Origin of the sequence: Fictibacillus nanhaiensis, from assembly GCF_042686385.1 — a bacterium.
Classification (GTDB): domain Bacteria; phylum Bacillota; class Bacilli; order Bacillales; family Fictibacillaceae; genus Fictibacillus; species Fictibacillus nanhaiensis.
On sequence record NZ_JBHUPF010000006.1, the window covers coordinates 96,113 to 114,993 of the forward strand.

The 18,881-nt window shown below is 42.3% G+C and carries 22 protein-coding genes; 12 read left to right on the forward strand and 10 right to left on the reverse strand.

Annotated features, from left to right (window positions below; genetic code table 11):
• Positions 1-83: 83 nt before the first annotated feature.
• Entirely contained in the window at positions 84-743 is a 660-nt protein-coding gene (locus ACFS5O_RS04250; protein WP_318300095.1) for a glycosyltransferase, read from the forward strand.
• Positions 744-779: 36 nt separating this feature from the next.
• Here the strand turns inward: ACFS5O_RS04250 and ACFS5O_RS04255 are convergent, their stop codons facing one another.
• Positions 780-965, reverse strand: coding sequence for a DUF4025 domain-containing protein (locus ACFS5O_RS04255; protein ID WP_205724826.1), 186 nt, complete (start codon positions 963-965; stop codon positions 780-782).
• 317 nt (positions 966-1,282) lie between these two features.
• Positions 1,283-2,434, reverse strand: coding sequence for a GNAT family N-acetyltransferase (locus ACFS5O_RS04260; RefSeq protein WP_205724827.1), 1,152 nt, complete (start codon positions 2,432-2,434; stop codon positions 1,283-1,285).
• A gap of 221 nt (positions 2,435-2,655) precedes the next feature.
• Between ACFS5O_RS04260 and ACFS5O_RS04265 the strand changes: the two genes are divergently transcribed.
• Positions 2,656-3,348, forward strand: a complete 693-nt coding sequence (locus tag ACFS5O_RS04265; RefSeq protein ID WP_205724828.1) for a pseudouridine synthase — start codon at positions 2,656-2,658, stop codon at positions 3,346-3,348.
• A gap of 140 nt (positions 3,349-3,488) precedes the next feature.
• Positions 3,489-4,868 (forward strand): YjiH family protein, encoded by a 1,380-nt coding sequence (locus tag ACFS5O_RS04270; protein WP_318300096.1) that lies wholly within the window; start codon positions 3,489-3,491, stop codon positions 4,866-4,868.
• Between the two features lie 48 nt (positions 4,869-4,916).
• Here the strand turns inward: ACFS5O_RS04270 and ACFS5O_RS04275 are convergent, their stop codons facing one another.
• Positions 4,917-5,393, reverse strand: a complete 477-nt coding sequence (locus tag ACFS5O_RS04275; RefSeq protein ID WP_205724829.1) for a glutathione peroxidase — start codon at positions 5,391-5,393, stop codon at positions 4,917-4,919.
• A gap of 115 nt (positions 5,394-5,508) precedes the next feature.
• Between ACFS5O_RS04275 and ACFS5O_RS04280 the strand changes: the two genes are divergently transcribed.
• Positions 5,509-6,000, forward strand: a complete 492-nt coding sequence (locus ACFS5O_RS04280; protein WP_205724830.1) for an NUDIX hydrolase — start codon at positions 5,509-5,511, stop codon at positions 5,998-6,000.
• A gap of 70 nt (positions 6,001-6,070) precedes the next feature.
• Here ACFS5O_RS04280 and ACFS5O_RS04285 read toward each other — a convergent pair whose 3' ends face one another.
• Positions 6,071-6,751 carry an LbetaH domain-containing protein gene (locus ACFS5O_RS04285; RefSeq protein ID WP_205724831.1) on the reverse strand — a complete coding sequence of 227 codons (681 nt, stop codon included), beginning with the start codon at positions 6,749-6,751 and terminating at the stop codon, positions 6,071-6,073.
• A gap of 265 nt (positions 6,752-7,016) precedes the next feature.
• Here ACFS5O_RS04285 and ACFS5O_RS04290 point away from each other — a divergent pair, with 265 nt between their 5' ends.
• The 5 genes from ACFS5O_RS04290 to ACFS5O_RS04310 all read left to right on the forward strand — a co-directional run bounded on the left by ACFS5O_RS04290 (position 7,017) and on the right by ACFS5O_RS04310 (position 10,518).
• Positions 7,017-7,364, forward strand: a complete 348-nt coding sequence (locus ACFS5O_RS04290; RefSeq protein ID WP_205724832.1) for a lmo0954 family membrane protein — start codon at positions 7,017-7,019, stop codon at positions 7,362-7,364.
• A gap of 28 nt (positions 7,365-7,392) precedes the next feature.
• Positions 7,393-8,037, forward strand: a complete 645-nt coding sequence (locus ACFS5O_RS04295; RefSeq protein ID WP_318300097.1) for a PspA/IM30 family protein — start codon at positions 7,393-7,395, stop codon at positions 8,035-8,037.
• Between the two features lie 87 nt (positions 8,038-8,124).
• Complete coding sequence (gene liaF, locus ACFS5O_RS04300) at positions 8,125-8,856, forward strand: cell wall-active antibiotics response protein LiaF (RefSeq protein WP_205724833.1); 732 nt, start codon at positions 8,125-8,127, stop codon at positions 8,854-8,856.
• On the forward strand, positions 8,853-9,914 hold the full coding sequence (locus tag ACFS5O_RS04305) for a sensor histidine kinase (protein WP_205724834.1): 1,062 nt from the start codon (positions 8,853-8,855) through the stop codon (positions 9,912-9,914). The genes liaF and ACFS5O_RS04305 overlap by 4 nt, the downstream gene beginning before the upstream one ends.
• A complete protein-coding gene (locus ACFS5O_RS04310) occupies positions 9,889-10,518 on the forward strand; it encodes a response regulator transcription factor (RefSeq protein ID WP_205724835.1) in 630 nt (209 codons plus the stop codon). Before ACFS5O_RS04305 ends, ACFS5O_RS04310 begins: the two co-directional genes overlap by 26 nt.
• A gap of 13 nt (positions 10,519-10,531) precedes the next feature.
• Here ACFS5O_RS04310 and ade read toward each other — a convergent pair whose 3' ends face one another.
• The 6 genes from ade to ACFS5O_RS04340 form a co-directional block, all read right to left on the reverse strand.
• Positions 10,532-12,268: an adenine deaminase gene (gene ade / locus ACFS5O_RS04315; protein WP_205724836.1), complete on the reverse strand. Its 1,737-nt coding sequence runs from the start codon at positions 12,266-12,268 to the stop codon at positions 10,532-10,534.
• A gap of 98 nt (positions 12,269-12,366) precedes the next feature.
• The gene (locus tag ACFS5O_RS04320; RefSeq protein ID WP_066399319.1) at positions 12,367-12,561 is read right to left on the reverse strand and encodes a YwbE family protein; all 195 of its coding nucleotides are present in this window, start codon (positions 12,559-12,561) and stop codon (positions 12,367-12,369) included.
• Positions 12,561-12,737: a hypothetical protein gene (locus ACFS5O_RS04325; protein ID WP_205724837.1), complete on the reverse strand. Its 177-nt coding sequence runs from the start codon at positions 12,735-12,737 to the stop codon at positions 12,561-12,563. Before ACFS5O_RS04325 ends, ACFS5O_RS04320 begins: the two co-directional genes overlap by 1 nt.
• 11 nt (positions 12,738-12,748) lie before the next feature.
• Positions 12,749-13,243 carry a hypothetical protein gene (locus ACFS5O_RS04330; RefSeq protein ID WP_066399317.1) on the reverse strand — a complete coding sequence of 165 codons (495 nt, stop codon included), beginning with the start codon at positions 13,241-13,243 and terminating at the stop codon, positions 12,749-12,751.
• Positions 13,244-13,602: 359 nt separating this feature from the next.
• Positions 13,603-14,997 (reverse strand): dipeptidase, encoded by a 1,395-nt coding sequence (locus tag ACFS5O_RS04335; RefSeq protein ID WP_205724838.1) that lies wholly within the window; start codon positions 14,995-14,997, stop codon positions 13,603-13,605.
• Positions 14,998-15,020: 23 nt separating this feature from the next.
• Positions 15,021-15,488 (reverse strand): hypothetical protein, encoded by a 468-nt coding sequence (locus ACFS5O_RS04340; RefSeq protein ID WP_205724839.1) that lies wholly within the window; start codon positions 15,486-15,488, stop codon positions 15,021-15,023.
• Positions 15,489-15,601: 113 nt separating this feature from the next.
• On the opposite strand from ACFS5O_RS04340, the gene proC reads away from it, so the two are divergent.
• The 3 genes from proC to desB all read left to right on the forward strand — a co-directional run bounded on the left by proC (position 15,602) and on the right by desB (position 18,787).
• Positions 15,602-16,411 (forward strand): pyrroline-5-carboxylate reductase, encoded by an 810-nt coding sequence (gene proC / locus ACFS5O_RS04345; RefSeq protein WP_205724840.1) that lies wholly within the window; start codon positions 15,602-15,604, stop codon positions 16,409-16,411.
• A complete protein-coding gene (locus ACFS5O_RS04350) occupies positions 16,412-17,527 on the forward strand; it encodes a DEAD/DEAH box helicase (RefSeq protein ID WP_205724841.1) in 1,116 nt (371 codons plus the stop codon).
• A gap of 168 nt (positions 17,528-17,695) precedes the next feature.
• The gene (gene desB / locus ACFS5O_RS04355; RefSeq protein ID WP_205724842.1) at positions 17,696-18,787 is read left to right on the forward strand and encodes a Delta(10) desaturase DesB; all 1,092 of its coding nucleotides are present in this window, start codon (positions 17,696-17,698) and stop codon (positions 18,785-18,787) included.
• Positions 18,788-18,881 lie beyond the last annotated feature (94 nt).

An 18,881-nucleotide genomic window follows, 5' to 3' on the forward strand; every position in this document is an offset into this window, starting at 1 on the left:
ACTGTTCTTTTTTTTTGTCTTAGGAATGAAATGATGACAAAGATACAAACTACATATGAAAACGAACATAAAGGAGATTTCATATGTACAGAAAAATACTAACCATGATTATGGTGCTTGCTATAGTGTTTCCGGTTTTTGGTCCATCCTTAACAGCTGAAGCAAAAGCAAAACAAAGAGTGCAGGGACCGTGTTTTAACCAAAACGCGATCGATCTGTATTCGTTGCAAAGAAGACTGTGGAAAGATCATGTTTATTGGACAAGAAGCTATATTGTGAGTGCTACTGAAGGGGCCAAAGATCAAGACGCTGTGTTAAAGAGGCTATTGCAGAATCAAACCGATATTGGTAACTCAATCAAGCCCTATTATGGAGATAAAGCCGGGAACGAACTCGGAAAATTATTAACAGAGCATATTGTGATTGCAGGGCAGTTGGTGGATGCTGTTAAAAAAGGAGATTCGGCAAAAGCGGCGATCATCAATAAAAATTGGTACCGTAACGCAGATGATATAGCCAAAATTATGAGTAAGGCGAATCCGAACTGGTCAGAGCAACAAGTCAAAGATATGCTTTACACACATTTGAAGTATGTCACGGATGAAGTAGTTGCAAGGCTTAAAAAAGATTATGAAGGAGAGATTGTGATCTTTGATAAGAATAAGAACCATATGGTGATGTTTGCCGATGAAATAACGAATGGCATCATGAAGCAGTTTCCAGACTCATTTAGAACCTTATAAGAAAAAAGCCTCTCGAATGGGAGGCTTTTTTCGTTATTAATCCTTTTTTTCTTTTTTGGTTTTTTCTTTTTGATCAATGGTACCTTCGTTAAATGTATCGTTGATCTGATCGTGAACGGTTTCTAATTCCTTATCTGTTTTAGATTTGTTTTTCTTATCAAGTTCAAAGTTTTTCTCTGCGATGTCTTCTGATTGCTTTTGTTTCTCTGTTTTGTCGCTCATGAATGGATACCTCCTATTTTAGAAAAAGGGTCTATTTATCCTTTTCCCTCTCAGTTTTCCCTGAAACATGCTGAATTAAAATAAGCCTTATCCGATGGTGGATAAGGCTTTTGAAAAGGCTGTGCTTGAAAGTAGTTGATTTCCGCTCCAGGTTGCACGCTTTCCATGGGGCGAACGGTGAGCCTCCTGCCGCTTTGCGCCATTAGGAGTCTCCACCAGTCCACTCGTCCCATAGGAGTCGGCAACCTTCCGCTACAATCAACATGCAACAGATGAGAAAAAACATCTATAAGCCACTGACTTTTAGCAGTAACCTATTAAAAGAAATCCAGAAACGCTGCGGGCTTATTTGTAATGATTTCTTCAAATCGTTCTACGTCTTTTTGGTTTCCTTTGATTTTTCCGCATGTAAATAAAAACTGGGGCTTTTGTGAGCCTAGAAGTGCTGCTGCCAGGGTTTGTACATCCATAGCTAATGCTTCTGCTACTGTCTTTGATTCCCTCGTGATGCCATTTGCATCGATTGTGAACGTACCGTTGTTCCATTCTGCTTTTTCGTCTGTAATGGATAGTGTAAGTGAACCTTCTACCTTTTTAAACGGATATTGCTTTAGAAAGTTTTCTACATCCACAATACGTGCCATGAAGTATGGATAGTGCTCTTGGTGGATTCGTGGATTGTTTAATAAAAACGGAAGCTGATCATTGGATGGTGCGATGATTTTCACTTTGTCTACCATCGAATCGTGCTGACAGATAAAATTCCATAAAGCTCGACGTGCATCATCGCTTACATAAATAAACTCTTGAACATCCAGCAATTTATCTGCGACCTTGCAGCATAAGTATCCCTTAGGTTCCCCGTTTTCATCTTTATAGAGGATTCGGTTATAACCTTCTGTAAACACATGATAGTTCCACCAATAGTCTGAACGAACAAGCAGATGATTGTATGTACGGAACCAACCTTCGTAAACCGTATTCAGTAACTCATTTCCATCTTTCTCCGTTAACCTGGAAATGGTCCCAGGGACATCTTTATATCGCACGAGATCACTTTTATTGAGTGTATATTTGTTCACGGAGGCTGTTAGCTCCCATCCGAAACGGCGATAAAACTGAATGTTAAAAGGGTGAAGCAAGCTGATGCTTTGACCATTTTCCTTCATTCTTAAAAGTGCTTGTTGTAATAGACGAGTGACCGATCCTTTTCGGCGATGTTCTGGCCAAGTGGCTACACCTGCGATCCCACCCATCGAAAAACGCTGATTTTCAATAGAGATTTCTAAAGAATGAATGTGAAGCTTCGAGATAAGCTCTTTGTTCTCAAACTCTCCCCAGATCTCTTGTCTCTTCATCATTTCATATCGTTTTGGCAGATCTTCTTTCTTTACGATGTACTGAAAAGCATATTGAGAAAGCTGAATGGATTTTTCGAATTCTGATTCTAATAATACTCTGAGTTCCATTTTTAAACGACCTCCCTTTACTTCTCCATACTACAAGTTCGGCGAGAGAGTTGAAAAGTTTTTCACTAAAAAAGCATGCATAAACGCTTTAAATAAAAATGGTAGTATGAATAGAGAAGTGAAAAATAATGGATATTTATAAAAACTATCGAAATTATATTCATTTGGAGTTATAATTATAAATCGTTGTGCATATTCACAACGTTGAAGTGAGGATTAGCATGCACATTCATAAATATATTAGTTTAACGGGTTTTTGCTCTAGAAGAGAGACGAATCGGCTATTGAACAGTGGCCGGATTTCTATAAATGGAGAGATCGCTAATAAAGATAGTTTTGTACATGAGACAGATACTGTCCTTATTGATGGGAAAGTCATTCCTCAAAAAACGTCAGCGGTCTACCTCGCTTTTAATAAACCAGTGGGAGTCACGACCACATCTAATCCTGAGATTGCTGGAAACATTCTAGCGTATATCGATTTATCAGAGCGCGTATTCGCTGTTGGAAGGTTAGATAAAGCTTCTCAAGGTTTGATTTTATTAACGAATGACGGGGAGTTAGCCAATCGAATCTCGCAGGCCGATTATGGGCACGAGAAAGAATATGAAGTGACAGTCGATCAACCTGTTAGCGAGTTGTTTCTTGAAAAAATGGCTCAAGGCGTCTTCATTTTAGATTCAGTAACCAAACCTGCGAAAACAGAGCTCATAAGCAAGTATGTTTTCCGAATCACACTTACGCAAGGACTGAACCGGCAGATTCGGCGTATGTGTAAAACGCTCGGGTATGAAGTGGAGAAGCTAGAGCGTATACGCATTATGAATATACATCTTCATACATTGGATGTCGGAAAGTGGCGTTATTTAAGGGATGACGAGCTTATTGAACTCAAGAAAGGTTTAGAGATTTAGTAAAAAAGGAAAGAAAAACTAGTATTTTATAAGAATTCTAGCATTTCTTACAATATTGCGAAAATTGTAGAATACACATATACTTTGTAATGGAAAGTGTATGAAAGCGCTTTACATCGTAGAAAGAGAGGCATAACATCATGGGTTTACCAAAGCAACAAATGGATTATGAAATGAAGCGAACGAATTTCTCAAGTTTGATTAAATTTATTGTTCCGTCTTTGATCGGTATATTTTTATTCATGATTCCCATCTCGTATAATGGAGAAATTACCATTCCTGTAGCGATTTTAGCAGGTATGTTACAGGATGGAATCGGTGCGTACATTCCGAAAATCATGACGGCTATCATAGCGATTACGGTCGTAGGTTCTTTAGGAACATACTTTTTCAAACCGAAAGCTATTATCAATAAACCATTTTTAAACACTTTGTTTAATGTAAATATCGTATGGCAATTGATTCGTTTAATAGGGTTAGTTTTTGCTGTAATGACTCTGTTCAAGCTTGGGCCGGAAGCCGTATGGTCTGAAAATACAGGACAGCTTCTACTCTTTGATTTAATTCCTGTATTGTTTTCCGTATTCTTATTCGCCGGACTGTTCTTACCTTTGTTATTCAATTTCGGCTTATTAGAGCTTTGTGGAGCTCTACTCGTAAAAGTGATGCGACCTGTTTTTAAACTGCCTGGACGTTCGTCTATCGACTGTTTAGCATCATGGCTTGGTGATGGAACGATTGGCGTTCTTTTGACAAACAAGCAGTATGAAGAAGGTTATTATACGAAACGTGAAGCAGCTGTAATTGGTACAACGTTTTCTGTTGTATCCATAACGTTCGCGATTGTTGTTCTTGCTCAAGTCGATCTCGCTCACATGATCGTTCCGTATTATTTGACGGTTGTATTAGCTGGGCTCGTGTGTGCGATTATTATCCCGCGCATCCCGCCACTATCTAGAAAGCCTGATACGTATTATGAAGGCGCAAAAGAAAATGTAGCGGATGAAGTGATTCCAGAGGGTGACACACCTTTTAGATTTGGTCTTAAAAAGGCGGTTGAACGCGCTGATCAAAATAAAAAAGCGGCACCGTTAGTAAAAGAAGGCATTCAGAACGTTCTTGATATGTGGATGGGTGTAGTTCCAATCGTAATGGCGATCGGAACATCTGCACTGATGGTAGCAGAGTTCACACCTTTCTTCACATACCTAGGAGCACCTTTTGTACCGATCTTAGAGTTCCTGCAAGTACCATATGCATCAGATGCAGCGCAGACGATCGTAATCGGATTTGCAGATATGTTCCTTCCTTCTATCATCGGAGCAGGAATTGAGAGTGAACTGACTCGTTTCGTAATTGCGGCAATGTCAGTCATCCAATTGATCTATATGTCTGAAGTTGGCGGATTGCTGCTAGCTTCAAAGATTCCTGTTAACTTTAAAGAACTAGTTATTATCTTTTTCTTGCGTACATTCATCTCACTTCCGATTGTAGTGGGAATGGCACACCTTATGTTTTAAACAAAAGCTGTTCAGAGAGTCGTTTCTCTGAACAGCTTTTTTTAGATGCTATAAAAGTTCTTGTATATGTTTTTCAATGGTTTCGGGCTTGTCCGTTGGTGCGAAGCGTTTAACAACTTGTCCGTTTCGGTCTACTAAAAATTTAGTGAAGTTCCATTTGATCGCTTTAGATCCTAAAATTCCAGGAGCTTCTGCCGCTAAGTATTTAAATAGAGGATGCGCTCCATCACCGTTTACGTCTACTTTTGCGAACATCGGGAAGTTAACGCCATAGTTTAACTCGCAGAACTCCATGATCTCGTCACTTGAACCGGGTTCTTGAGCTCCGAATTGGTTACATGGAAAACCAAGAACAGATAATCCTTGCTCTTTATGGCTCTCATATATGGATTGAAGGCCTTTGTACTGAGGGGTAAAGCCACATTTACTAGCTGTATTTACAATTAAGAGCACATCGCCTTTGTAAGTGTCTAGGTTCGTTTTCTCGCCTTTGATCGTTTCAACTGAAAAATCGTATACAGACATTTTCTCAAGCTCCTTATTTACGTATTTTTTATTAGTGTACCTGTAAATGGAATGGCTTTCACTGAAAATGCTCGAAGTGGTAAAATAAGGAGCTAACTAGAAGGGGGAAGATAAAATGGACGCAGTGTTTCATGTGGAACATCAAGTTTTTAATTATCGTGTGGCTGCCGTTATGATTAAAGAAGGTCGAGTTCTCATGCATCGAGCGAAAGCAGAAACAAATTGGTCATTGCCTGGAGGACGGGTGAAACTTGGTGAAGATGCGCAGACAAGTTTGAAGCGTGAAATGAAAGAAGAACTGGATGTAAACGTGACTGTTGATGGTTTCTTATGGACAGTTGAAAACTTTTTTACATATGCAGAAAAAGAGATTCACGAAGTTGGATTATATTTTAAAATCACAGAAAATAAAGCGTTGCCGCTTCATAATGGAGAGGAATTTACTGTGTTAGAAGCAGATCGGCTTGTCTTTAAGTGGGTCCCGTTGGAAAAGTTAAATGAGTATGTGTTGTATCCCCAAGTGGTGAAGGAAAAGCTGAAGAAAGGTTCTTTTGAGCCGGATTATTTCTTAGTAGGTCAATCTCCTGTAGTGGATAACCGTTCTTAAAAAGAAAAGGTAAGTAGAGAGGTTAAAGTGTGTTTAACCTTACGCTGCTTACCTTTTTTTACTCCAATTATTAATCGGATTCTTCTTCACTGCTGTTATTGTTATAAGCTAATCCGCAAGAGCAGCGACTATCACCGAACAATAAATGATAAGCAGCCGGGAACTCTTGGTTGACTACCTGTACGCCACGTGCAAACTCTTTTACATCCGTTGGTACTCGGGAAAGTGCATCGGCTTTCTTTTGAGAATCGATATAAGCTCCAGGCGGGACAAACCGATTCTTTCGAATACGCACTCCGTTCGTCACTACTGCATTGTAGGAAATAAAGCTTCCTTTTTCGACTGTTGCGTTATATACAATCGCTTTAAAGCCTACGAATACCTTTTCTCCGATAAAACACGGCCCATGAACGAGAGCACCATGTGCGACAGAGACTTCATTGTCGATATATATGGAATACTTTCGGCCATCAACTTTGACGAACTGATTCGTTAATCCATGAAGAATGACGCCATCTTGAAGGTTCGTATCAGAGCCGATATAAAATGGTGTTCCTTCATCTGCGCGAATACTCACGAGTGGTGCAACATATACGTTCTCTTGGATTCTTACATCACCGATTACGCTAGTAAAAGGACTTAAAAATGAACTTTGATCAATGGTTGGTGAAATCTGAATTGGATTAAATGTCGTCTTCGGATTAGGGCTAACAAACGGTTGAAAGCCATCTCCGCAATCATTATGTTTCAAAACTACCCACCCCTTACAATTTATCTCTTCAGCCTATGCAGAAAAATAAGAAGTGGAAACCCGTCTGATCATTCATACTCGTCTCAAGGGATAGTAACGTGCAGGTAAATGTTAGTGTCCACCCCGCTTGTACAAAGTGGGGTGTTTGTATTTGTGTGGGGTCAGACCCCACTAAGCCTCGAGGCTTATCTAAAGATACAGCTACGGCCAGTTTTGAGAAAATGCTGAGGAAGGTAAGCTAAAGATACGAAAGGAGGAAGCCAATATGAAAAAATTAGGCTTGCTTGTAGTTGGAGGAATTGCAGCAATCGTTTTGATCGCAAATCTTGGCCCGATGGTAGGTCTTGGGATCGGTCTGGCTGTCATGTATTACGCATTTAAGAAGGCGATGGCTGCACATAGTGGAGGAAAGAAATTTTGGTGGGGTGCTCTATCGGTAGTAGGACTCTGTGTATCCGTTAGCAACCTTCCTGCCATATTAGGCGCTGTCGCGATCTATGTTCTTTACGTGGTCTATAAGAAATGGAACCAATCAGCGGTATTAGAGGAGAACGACAGTAATGACCCTTTCACCAATTTTGAAAGAGAATGGGCAAAACTTAAAAATAGCTAAAAACAAACGTTAAAAGGAGCGAATCATTATGAATTTATTTGAACGCATCAAAAACTCAATCTCAGCAGATGTACATGAGCTTTTAGATCAAAAAGAGGATAAGAATCCGTTATCCCTTCTGAACCAATATTTAAGACAGTGTGAGTTAGAAGTGAACAAAGCCCATAAGTTAGTAGAACGTCAACAGCTGTTAAGAGAGCAGTTCGTACGTGAGATGGAAGAGGCCGAGGCAAGAGCAGCTAAACGTGCTCATCAAGCTGAAATCGCTCAGCAAGCGAACGAACAAGAGCTGTATCAGTTCGCAGTCCAAGAAAAAGAACAGCATGCATTACGTGCAGCCCACTTAAAAGAGTCTACGCTTCAAGCAGAAAAGGACCTTGTAGAGCTTGAGCAAAAGTATGAGCAGATGAAACATAAGCTAAAAGATATGCAGATTAAACGTATGGAATTAATGGGGCGTGAGAATGTAGCACGTGCACACCAGAAGATGGACCGTGTGATCGATCCGTCTCATTCCATGAAAAAATCGGCTTTTCGTTTTGATGAGCTAGAACATTATATGGATCGTCTTGAACAGAAGGTAAACGCTGATTACCATGCGAGTTCGATGGAAGCGAAGCTGGCTAAACTTGAAAAAGATTGGAAAAAGGAAGAATCATCTACTACCGTTTGAGGCAGTATGTGATACGATAAAATAAGAGACAAGGCGCAAATTGCTGCGCCTTTTACCTCGTTTATGACAGAAAGTGAGTGAGTGCAGATGCTGAATCGGAAAAGAAGTGATTTCATAAGTTGGGGGCTTTTAATAGCGGTTGTCTTGGTGTTATTAGAAGCAACTCTAAACGGAGGAGGAATCTTATTTTCCCTCTTATTTAGTGCTGCACTCTTGTTTTTTGGAAAAAAACGAATGCCGAAGCGCTCCGGCAAGATCATGTTCTGGCTCGGTGTTTTTATCGCAGTCATGAACGTATTAAGCATGTTCACCTTTAAGCTCTTATTGGTCGCATTCGTCATCTATGTGATCTATGAATTTTATCAAACGAAACAAAACCCGGTTTTTGTTACACCTCAGTTTGTACCGAATGCTACTAGGTCACAAGATGATATATATAGAAAAGAAACGCTGTTAAAAAACATTCTGCTTGGCACACAACAAACACCAGAGCATGTGTATGAATGGAACGATATTAACATCCAATGTGGTCCTGGTGATACGATCATCGACTTGAATCAGACCATCTTACCGGATGGGGAATCGGTAATTCTGATCCGTGGTACGATCGGGAACATCACGATCTATGTTCCTTACGAGATGGAGGCAGCAGTCAGCCATTCTATGATTATGGGGAATTCAAGGATTTTTGACCGAAGTGAATCTAAGCTTTTCAACCAAACGCTTTTTTACCGAACAAAAGGGTATGGAGAGGCTGAGAAAAAAATAAAAATTGTTACAAGTATGTTTGCCGGCAGTCTGGAGGTGAAACGGGTATGAGTACTGTTTTACGTCATATGTTCTCCGGGATCGTAGCGGCATTTGCTGTAGCAATTCTTATAGGTACTATAGTTTACACGATTTTTCCGATCGACAACTGGGATTTTTTATTGCAAAAACACTTGCTTGATATCCCCGTTGCTTTCATCTTGCCTTTTTTAGTGTTCATAATGGGCGCTTTCTTTGGTTTAAATTCAGGCATCACGTCTCGCAAACAACTAAACTCCATCAATCGTACGTTGAAGTCCATTGAAGACGGTAGGCAAGTAGACATGAAAGAAGTCAGCAGTCTTGAGTTGCGAACGATTAAGAAGCGGATGGAAGGTATTCAGAAGCAACTAGGGGAAAAGATTCGTCAGTCTCAGAAGATGGCTACGGAAAAAGCGGTGGATCAAGAGAAACGGATTCAAGAGATTATTTCCCAAGAAAGAAATCGTTTGGCGAGGGAACTCCATGACTCTGTTTCGCAGCAGCTGTTTGCTGCAAGCATGATCATGTCTGCTGTAAATGAAACGCGAAGAGAAGAAGACTCACGTGAATCCAAACAGTTAAAGCTTGTAGAGGAAACGATTCATCAAACACAGCTTGAGATGAGAGCACTTCTTCTGCACCTTCGTCCTGCTGCATTAAACGGAAAATCATTGCAGAAGGGGATGGAAGAGCTTTTACAAGAGCTTCTGCAAAAGGTTCCAATCGAACTAAAATGGAAGATTGAAACGATTCCTCTTGCTAAAGGAGTCGAAGATCACCTGTTTCGTATTCTACAAGAATCGGTGTCGAACATTTTAAGGCATGCACAGGCAAATAAAGCGCAGATCTTGCTCGTCCAAAGAGATGATCTGATTATCCTTCGCATTGAAGATGATGGTGTGGGCTTTAAGATGGATCAAGAAAAAACAGGTTCCTATGGCCTGCAGAACATGCATGAACGGGCAGCGGAAATTGGCGGAACACTGAAGATTGTGAGTTTGCCAGGCGAAGGAACGCGGCTTGAAGTAAAAGTACCTATTTTAAAAGCGGGGGATGAAGGCAATGATCAAAGTATTATTAGTGGATGATCATGAGATGGTGCGTATCGGGGTTGCGGCTTACCTTTCTGCGCAGCCTGATATCGAGGTAACAGATGAAGCGGAGAACGGAAAAGTTGCGATAGAGAAGGCGCTAGCACTGAAACCGGATATCATCCTCATGGATCTTGTTATGGATGAGATGGATGGAATTGAAGCAACACGAGAGATCACGGGGGCATGGCCAGAAGCAAAGATCATCGTGGTTACGAGTTTTCTTGATGACGAGAAAGTATATCCAGCACTAGAGGCGGGTGCGTCGAGTTATATGTTAAAAACGTCAAAAGCGAGTGACATCGCTCAAGCTGTTCGCGATACGTATCATGGGAAGTCCGTTCTTGAACCGGAAGTAACGGGGAAGATGATGAGCAAGATGCGTAAAAAACAAACGCGCGAGCCACATGAAGAGCTGACTGCGCGCGAGATGGAGATTCTTCTGTTGATGACGAAAGGAAAGACGAATCAAGAAATTGCCGATGATCTGTTCATCGCTTTAAAAACGGTCAAAGTACATGTGAGTAATATTTTAAGTAAGCTGGATGTACAAGATCGTACGCAAGCTGTTATCTATGCCTTCAACCATTCACTCGTGTAACGCTTTATTCGCTTTATTCTGCCTGCACAGAGATATGCTGAAAGGTTTTGAAATCAAAGAGACCAAGATCTGTAAGCTTTATCTCTGGAATTACAGGAAGAGTTAAGAAGGATAGGGTCAGGAACGGATCAAAATCTCCGTGAAATCCGATTTCCTTTAACTTTTCTTTTAGATGAATGATTTGGTCGTTGACTTCTGTAAATGGTCGATCTGACATCAACCCCGAAATGGGAAGCGGTACAGACGCGAGCACTGCTCCGTTTTTCACGATTACATAGCCGCCTTGCATGTCACGGATTGCGTCAATCGCGACCAACATATCCTCATCATTCGTTCCGGAAACAACAAGATTATGTGAATCATGTGCAACCGTTGAAGCGATCGCGCCGTTTTGGATAAGTAGACCTTTTACGACGCCGAGTCCTATATTTTCAGTCTTATTGTGGCGTTCGATCACAGCCATTTTTAATAAATCGTTCGTGTGAGAAGGTGTGAACTTTCCGTTTTCTGCTGTTGCCGCTAATATCTTCTTTCTCGTTACTATTTGGTTCGGGATGATTTCGATCACATGCATGGGCTTACCATTCGTAATAGGAATCGCTAGCTTTTCGGAATCTATCGCCGTCATGTTTACCGACTGTGTTAAAGCGGCTGATGGCTGCGCACTTCTAGATTCTGCACCTTTGTACTTCCCGTCCTGAGCGACCAATTTTCCTCCTACAAAAACATTGGAAATGGCTACAGAATTTACATCATCAAGCAAGATAACGTCCGCTTTGTAACCGGGTGCCACTGCGCCTTTTTCTTTTAAGCCGTAACATTCGGCTGCGTTCAAGGTTGCGAGTTGAATCGCTTGTAAAGGATCCATACCTTCTTGAATAGCGAGCCTCACGTTATGATCTACGCTTCCTTCTGCTACCAAATCATCCAGGTGCTTATCGTCTGTACAGAATAGAAAGCGGCGAGCGTTTTTCGGCGTTACTGCTTTTATGAGCGCTTTTAAATTTTTTGCTACAGATCCCTCACGTATTAGCACATACATCCCTCGAGAGATCCGTTCCAGTGCTTCTTCCTTCGTCGTGCATTCGTGATCCGTAGTGATCAGTGAAGAGCGATAGACATTGATTCCATCAGCGTCTAGTCCTGCTGCATGACCGTCTATCTTGCCGTTTTTAGCCGCTGCTGAAACGATCTTTTGAAGCATATCCTCATCTCCTCTAAAAACAGCAGGAAAATCCATCACTTCCGCTAAACCGAGAACACGTGGATGAGTTAAAAAGGGCTCTAGGTCAGATGCTTTTAAGACAGACCCTGCATTCTCAAAAGGAGTAGCAGGAACAGATGAAGGTAACATCACTCTAACGTCTAGAGGAAGCCCTTCAGATTGATCCAGCATAAAAGAGATACCTTTAGCTCCTGAAACGTTACCGATCTCATGAGGGTCCGTTATTACGGTTGTAACGCCATGGGTGAGCAACACTTTGCTGAACTCTGCTGGTGTCACCATAGACGACTCGATGTGAACATGGCCGTCGATGAAGGCAGGGGAAATAAATTTACCTGATGCATCAATGGTTTCATGTCCTTCGTATTGCCCTATACCCGCAATATAGCCGTCAACGATCGCAATATCTCTTTCAATGATTTCAAGATTAAATACATCAATAATTTTTCCGTTCTTGATTACAACATCTGCTGGCATTCTTTTTGTACTAACATCAATTCGTTTTTTTAGAGCATCTATGTTCATGAAGAGAACTCCTTTAAAAAATCTATCAATTAGTATACGGATATCCAATGTATTCCATGTACAGAAAAAACGGTCCCGAGGAGGTGACCGCTTTTGTTTTATGCATTCAGAATGTCAATGACTCGTCCAACTTGACCGTCTTCAAGGCGTACCTTAATGCCGTGTGGATGAGTAGGTGAGTTTGTTAAGATATCTTTTACGATACCTTTTGTTTTTTTACCAGAACGCTGATCTGCTTTTAAAATCACGTTCACAGGAAGACCAGGGGTGATATTCGCTCGCTTACGATGCATTAAACACCTGTTCTCCGCGCTTGGTTGTTTGCTTTTTTGGTTTGTTGGTTCTTAAGCTGGTTGGCTACTTTCACTGGCCCCTTGCTGAATGTTCCCCCTGATTGCTGTGCTTTCTTTTCAGCTAATCGCTGTTTCGCGATTTCTTGAAAGCTTAATTTCTTTTTCTCCTCAGCCATCTTCGTCACCTCTATTTTTTCTTTTTAAAATCTGCTTCTTTTAAATAACCTTCTGCTTCTGCATATGTTTCGAATGCAGCTTCTAGTGCATCATCTTCATCAAAGATGAACCACATGCCATCTTCTCCTACGAGTCGAATCTCTTCGTGGCTGTGGCTGTACCAGTGTTCTTCTTTACGTTCTTCATCATCAGAACGATCTTTCTTCGGCTGCTGCCAGCCGTGTTTTTTTGATAAGAACTCCATGGAGTCTTGGATCAGAGCAATGAGTTCTTCTGCTTCGTAGTCTCGGATGTTTACATAGCCTTTATCGTTTTTTACGCTCTGTGGTAGGTGTCCACCATAAACGAAGCCGTTTCCGTTCGGGTGAAGGTGGTACACGACGATTTTTTTGTCTTGTACACTTTCTTCAAAGTGGAAGTTCAAGCGGCCAAGGGATACTTCGTGCATGTCGAGCTCTGGGAAGTTTTCTTCGATTAAAGCAATTTTATCTTCAAATGAAAGCATGTTTATACTCTCCGTTTCTTTGTTGTGATTGGTTGATTATATCACATTGAGTGGTGAAAACGAAAAGGTCTCAGGGGAAACTGTAAGGGGAAAAATGGTTATATGGATAAACAGGTTGTTTTGGAAGTAGTTGATCTCCGTTTCACGTGCTTCGCTTTCCGCGGGGCAGGCGGTGAGCCCCTTGCCGCTTTGCGCCCTAAGGGTCTCACCTGACCGCTTGTCCCGCAGGAGTCTCGCACCCTACACTCCAATCAACTTGCAAAGGTGTTAAAAAATTGAAGGACAATTTCCTTGCAACCACACATACCAAATATAAAGAAAAAGCTGACATGATTTCTTTCCTGTCAGCTTCATCTGTTTTATTTTGTTGTTGTTTCTTTTTGGATGGATTTTTCGAGTTCGAACCAGTAGTCTGCTAGTGTTTCCATGCCTTTGTCGAAGTTTTCGAGGTGGAAGTGCTCGTTTGGTGCATGGAAGTTTTCTGTTGATAGTCCGAAGCCCATTAATACGACGGGAATATTCAGCATTTGGTCGAACGTTGCTACGATTGGGATCGATCCGCCGCCACGTGTGAATGCTGTTGGTACACCGTACACTTTTTCATAAGAACGTGCAGCCGCTTGGATGGCTGGGTGATCGAACGGCGTTACGTATGGAGCTCCTTTATCGAAAAGGGTAACCTTCACATCAATGCCCGCAGGTTTATGCTTTTCAATGTGTGCTTTTACTTTTTCGATGATTTCATCTGGTTCTTGGTTCGGTACGAGTCGGCAGCTGATCTTGGCGTGTGCTTTTGCAGGGATTACGGTCTTGATCCCTTCCCCTTGGAAGCCTCCCCATACACCGTTTAACTCTAATGTTGGGCGGGCCCATGTACGTTCGATGTGAGAATAACCTTCTTCACCTGTGAGCTCTGTTACGCCAAGCTGATTCTTAAGCGCCTCTTCTGTTAGAGGAAGAGCGCGGAATGCTTCTCTTTCTTCTTCCGTCAATTCTTGTACATTATCATAGAAGCCATCTACTAAAATGCGTCCGTTTTCATCACGGAACGATTGAAGAAGCTCTGTGATCGCGTGCAGCGGGTTCTGAACAGCACCACCATATAGACCGGAATGGAGATCACTGTTTGGTCCCGTAACATCCACTTGCATCGCACACATGCCACGAAGGCCGTAGCAGATTGCTGGTTTTCCGCGATCTAGCATGCCTGTATCCGAAATAACGATAACGTCTGCTGCTAGCAAGTCTTTATTTTCCTCAATAAACTTTGGAAGACTTGGACTGCCGATCTCTTCTTCACCTTCAATACAGAACTTGAAGTTAAGAGGCAGTGTACCTTCTAATTTAAGGATGGCTTGTAAAACCTTTACGTGCATGAACGTTTGGCCTTTGTCATCTGAAGCTCCGCGCGCGTAAAGTTTGTTATCGCGAATGGTTGCTTCATAAGGAGGAGATTCCCATAGCTCGATCGGATCAACAGGCTGTACATCGTAATGGCCATAAACCAGTACGGTCGGTTTGCCTTCTGCCTTTAACCAGTCTCCATAAACAACAGGGTGTCCGTCTGTTTCATAGATCTTTACGTTTTCCATACCGGCATTTGTCAGGCTATCTGCGATCCATTCTGCACCTTTTCGAACGTCTTCTCTGTGCTCAGGCAGTGCACTCACACTTGGAACAGCGAGCCAGTCTGTTAACTCTTGCAAATGCGTGTCACGATTTTCTTTTAAGTAATTTACGATTTTATCTGTCATAGCAAAAATCCTCCTTATGTACGTTATGTTCTACTTCCTAGTTTAATGGAGTTCAGCTCGGAAATGAAATATTCTTTATCTTCTTTTTTCATAATCTGCTGAGAAGCTTGTAGCGCTAGAGCAAAATACTCTTCCATACTGGTTTCATCATTTTTTACTAGATATGCACGTGCAAGAGCTTCATACGCGAAAGCCAGATCAAAATCGGTTACGTTGTTCTCCAAACAGAGTTCGAGAGAGTGTTTCCCGTGAAAAAGCGCGGACTCGCTCATGTTTAGTAGCGCGTACACTCTTGAGAGCTGCCATTCTCCACGTGCGAAGTGGAGAGGTTCTCCGATTTGTCCCCAATGAAAGCGCGAGGCGTGAGCGGTGTGTATCATCTCTAGGTCATCTTCTTTTTTCCGATTCTCTTTTTCGATCAAGTCCCACGTTTTATTAAAATTGTCTACAGCTTGTTTGCGATGCCATTCTTTAGGAGTGAACTTCTCCATCCATTTCACACACCTTATGTATTTGTGGTTTACTAAAGGTAAAGCTATCGGTATGTGTATTCTGTATAAGTAGATATTTCCCTTTATAAAAGATAGAAAGAAGTGCATAGAGTATGGAGAAAAAAATAGGTTTTATCGGGTTTGGAAAGATGGCGCAAGCGATGGCAGGAGGTATGATCAGTTCAGGCTTGATCAGTCCTGATCAGATTATCGCGAGCATGCGAACGGAAAAGACACGCCTGTACGTCGAGAAACAATATGGTATTCACACGTTCTCTTCTAATAGTGACGTTGCAAAAGCGGCTGACGTGCTGTTTCTTGCGGTTGCGCCATATTCCTATTTTGAAGTGATTGAAGAGGTAAAGGAATTTGTAAAATCTGATGCGATCATCGTAACGATTGCAGCGGGAATTACAACAGAAGACGTTGAAGTTGCTTTCGGGAAGCAGGTAAAGGTGGTACGGACGATGCCAAACACACCATCACTTGTCGGAGCAGGTATGACGGCTGTTTCTGTTAATGATGAGATAACGGATGACGAACTACAGACTGTTGAGGAGTTGCTCGGCAGCTTCGGTAAAGTAGAGGTAATCGTAGAATCTCAGATGGATGCGATTCCTGCGATCAGCGGCTCTTCACCAGCTTACGTGTACATGATGATTGAGGCGATGGCAGACGGAGGCGTCGTTCAAGGCTTGTCCCGCGATCAATCCTATCGTTTAGCCGCACAAGCGGTTTTAGGAGCAGCGCAGATGGTGCTTGAAACAGGAAAACATCCAGGTGAGTTAAAAGATCAAGTAACGTCTCCAGGTGGAGCAACGATTGCCGCCGTCGCAACGCTTGAGCAAGAACGCTTTCGTGGTGCGGTGTTAGCAGCGATGGAAAGCTGTACAGAAAAAGTAAAGAAACTGGGGAAAAAGTAGATGGGTTTTAAAGAACTAGGGATTCATGATGAATTGATAGAGATTTTGCTTCAAAACGGAATCGGTGAACCAACACCGATTCAAAAAGAAACGATTCCTGTCATCTTAGAAGGTAAAGATGTCGTGGGACAAGCTCAAACGGGTACGGGAAAGACACTTGCTTTCGTGCTTCCTCTTCTGCAAAAAGTTGATGCTGAGCGTGATGCGATTCAAGGGTTGATCGTCGCACCAACACGTGAGCTTGCCATCCAGATCACAGCTGAAGTACGCAAACTTACAGAAGCTCTCGGTGAGATCAACGTGCTTGCTGTCTACGGTGGGCAGGACGTGATCGCGCAGATGCATAAGCTAGAGGGCAAGGTACATGTTGTTGTCGCAACACCTGGAAGGCTGCTCGATCATATTCGACGAGAGACAATCGATTTATCTCATGTTTCAACGTTCGTGCTTGATGAAGCGGATCAGATGCTGCATATCGGATTTTTAGATGATATAGAAGACATCATGTATGAGGTGCCTGAGGATCGTCAAACGTTACTTTTTTCCGCGACGATGCCTGATGAAGTGAAAAAGCTAGCTGAAACGTATACAAACGACCCTCAAGACATTCATGTGAAAACGAAGCAAATAACGTTAAAGGAAATTCGTCAGCGAATCGTGGAAACAACAGATCGAGGGAAGCAGAACGATCTCGTTCAAACGATCAGACTGCTGCGTCCGTATTTAGCGATTATTTTTTGCCGAACGAAAAGAAGAGCCAGCAAGTTGAACGAAGCGCTGCAAAATATGGGTTATAACTCTGATGAACTGCATGGCGATCTTTCTCAAGCGAAGCGAGAGGACGTGATGCGACGCTTTCGTGAAGGGGAGATCCAATACCTTGTAGCAACGGATGTGGCGGCACGCGGGCTTGATGTTGATGGAGTCACGCATGTTTTTAATTACGACATCGCGCTTGATGCAGAAAGCTATATTCATCGAATCGGAAGAACGGGACGTGCTGGAGGAAAAGGACTCGCGGTGACGTTTGTAGCGCAGAAAGACAGACGTTTGCTGCAGGTTATCGAACGAGAAACGAATCAAAAGTTAAACGTGTTAAAACTTGAATATATGTAAGATTATTTCTTTAAAAAGTGGGCTATCCTTCAGGATGGCTCCTTTTTTGTGGGTATATAATACCAACTATTATTACCAGGTAACAAAAACGGTTGCTTCATAAAACAAACCTTGTTACGATTATATTGTACGAGAATTCGAAAGAGTCAGATTAGAGGAGTTGAGCAAATGAAGGATCTACAATCGTTTGGCTGGTATGCAGCAAAGATCGCTCCAAAGCTGCCTAAAGAAGCCTTTAAGCCAGTGCCTTCAAGATTATGGGGTGGGCTTGTCTATCTATTGATCGCAATCGCCGGTATTTTAGTTATCGGGTTATTGAATAATCTTCACCCTTGGTTAGGCATTGGAATCGCCGTAATATTAGGAACGTGTTTCGCAGGCATGGGCTTCTTAGGCCATGAGATTCTGCACGGCACAGTTATTCGAAAGCCGTGGCTTCGTGACTTTTTAGGAGCAGTAGCTTTCTGGCCGTTAAGTGTTGGACCGAAGCTCTGGCGAAAGTGGCACAATACGACGCATCACGTTCATACACAGCACGACGGGAAAGACCCGGATGCGTGGCCAACGTTAGAGAACTTGTCTCACAAACCATTGCTTCAAAAAGTGTACAAGCTTCCGATGTGGATGCGTTCGATCGTAAGCTTTGCTTTCTTGTCTGTCTCGTTTACGCTTCACGGACTTTTCATGTTCAAACGATTTATTACGGAGTTCAAACCGAGCAAACGTCCTTCTGTGTGGATTCAGTTGTTATTGCCGTGGGCGATGTGGCTAGGCTTGCTGGCGTGGCTTGGACCGGTTAAATGGTTCTTTGCGGTATTGCTGCCGTTATTGATCGCCAACGCGATCGTAATGAGCTATATCTCAACTAACCACCGCTTGAACCCAATGACAGACGTGAACGATCCGTTAGCGAACAGCTTAACGGTTACAGTTCCAAAATGGATCGATGTGATTCATTTTAACTTCTCTTACCATACGGAGCATCATCTGTTCCCTGGTATGAGTCCAAAATATTACCCGCTCGTGAAAAAGCATATTAAAGAGATGTGGCCAGAGCGCTATCACGAGATGCCGCACTGGAAAGCACTTGTTGCACTATGGAAGACACCGCACGTGTACTTTAATCAGACTCAGTTTGTAGATCCAGCACCGGGTAACTTGTATCCTTCGCTTGGTTATGGGATGAATGAGACTGAAACTGTGGAAGAGAAGAAGCGGGAACGTAAATCAGTGAGCCGCACGTCGAAAAGCATCCATTAATTTGGGTGTTTTTTTGTTTGTTATGTGTGGTCCGAGCAGAAGGTGCAAGTGGACAGTATTTTTTCAGAAGTGGACAGTAAATTCAGGAAAGTGG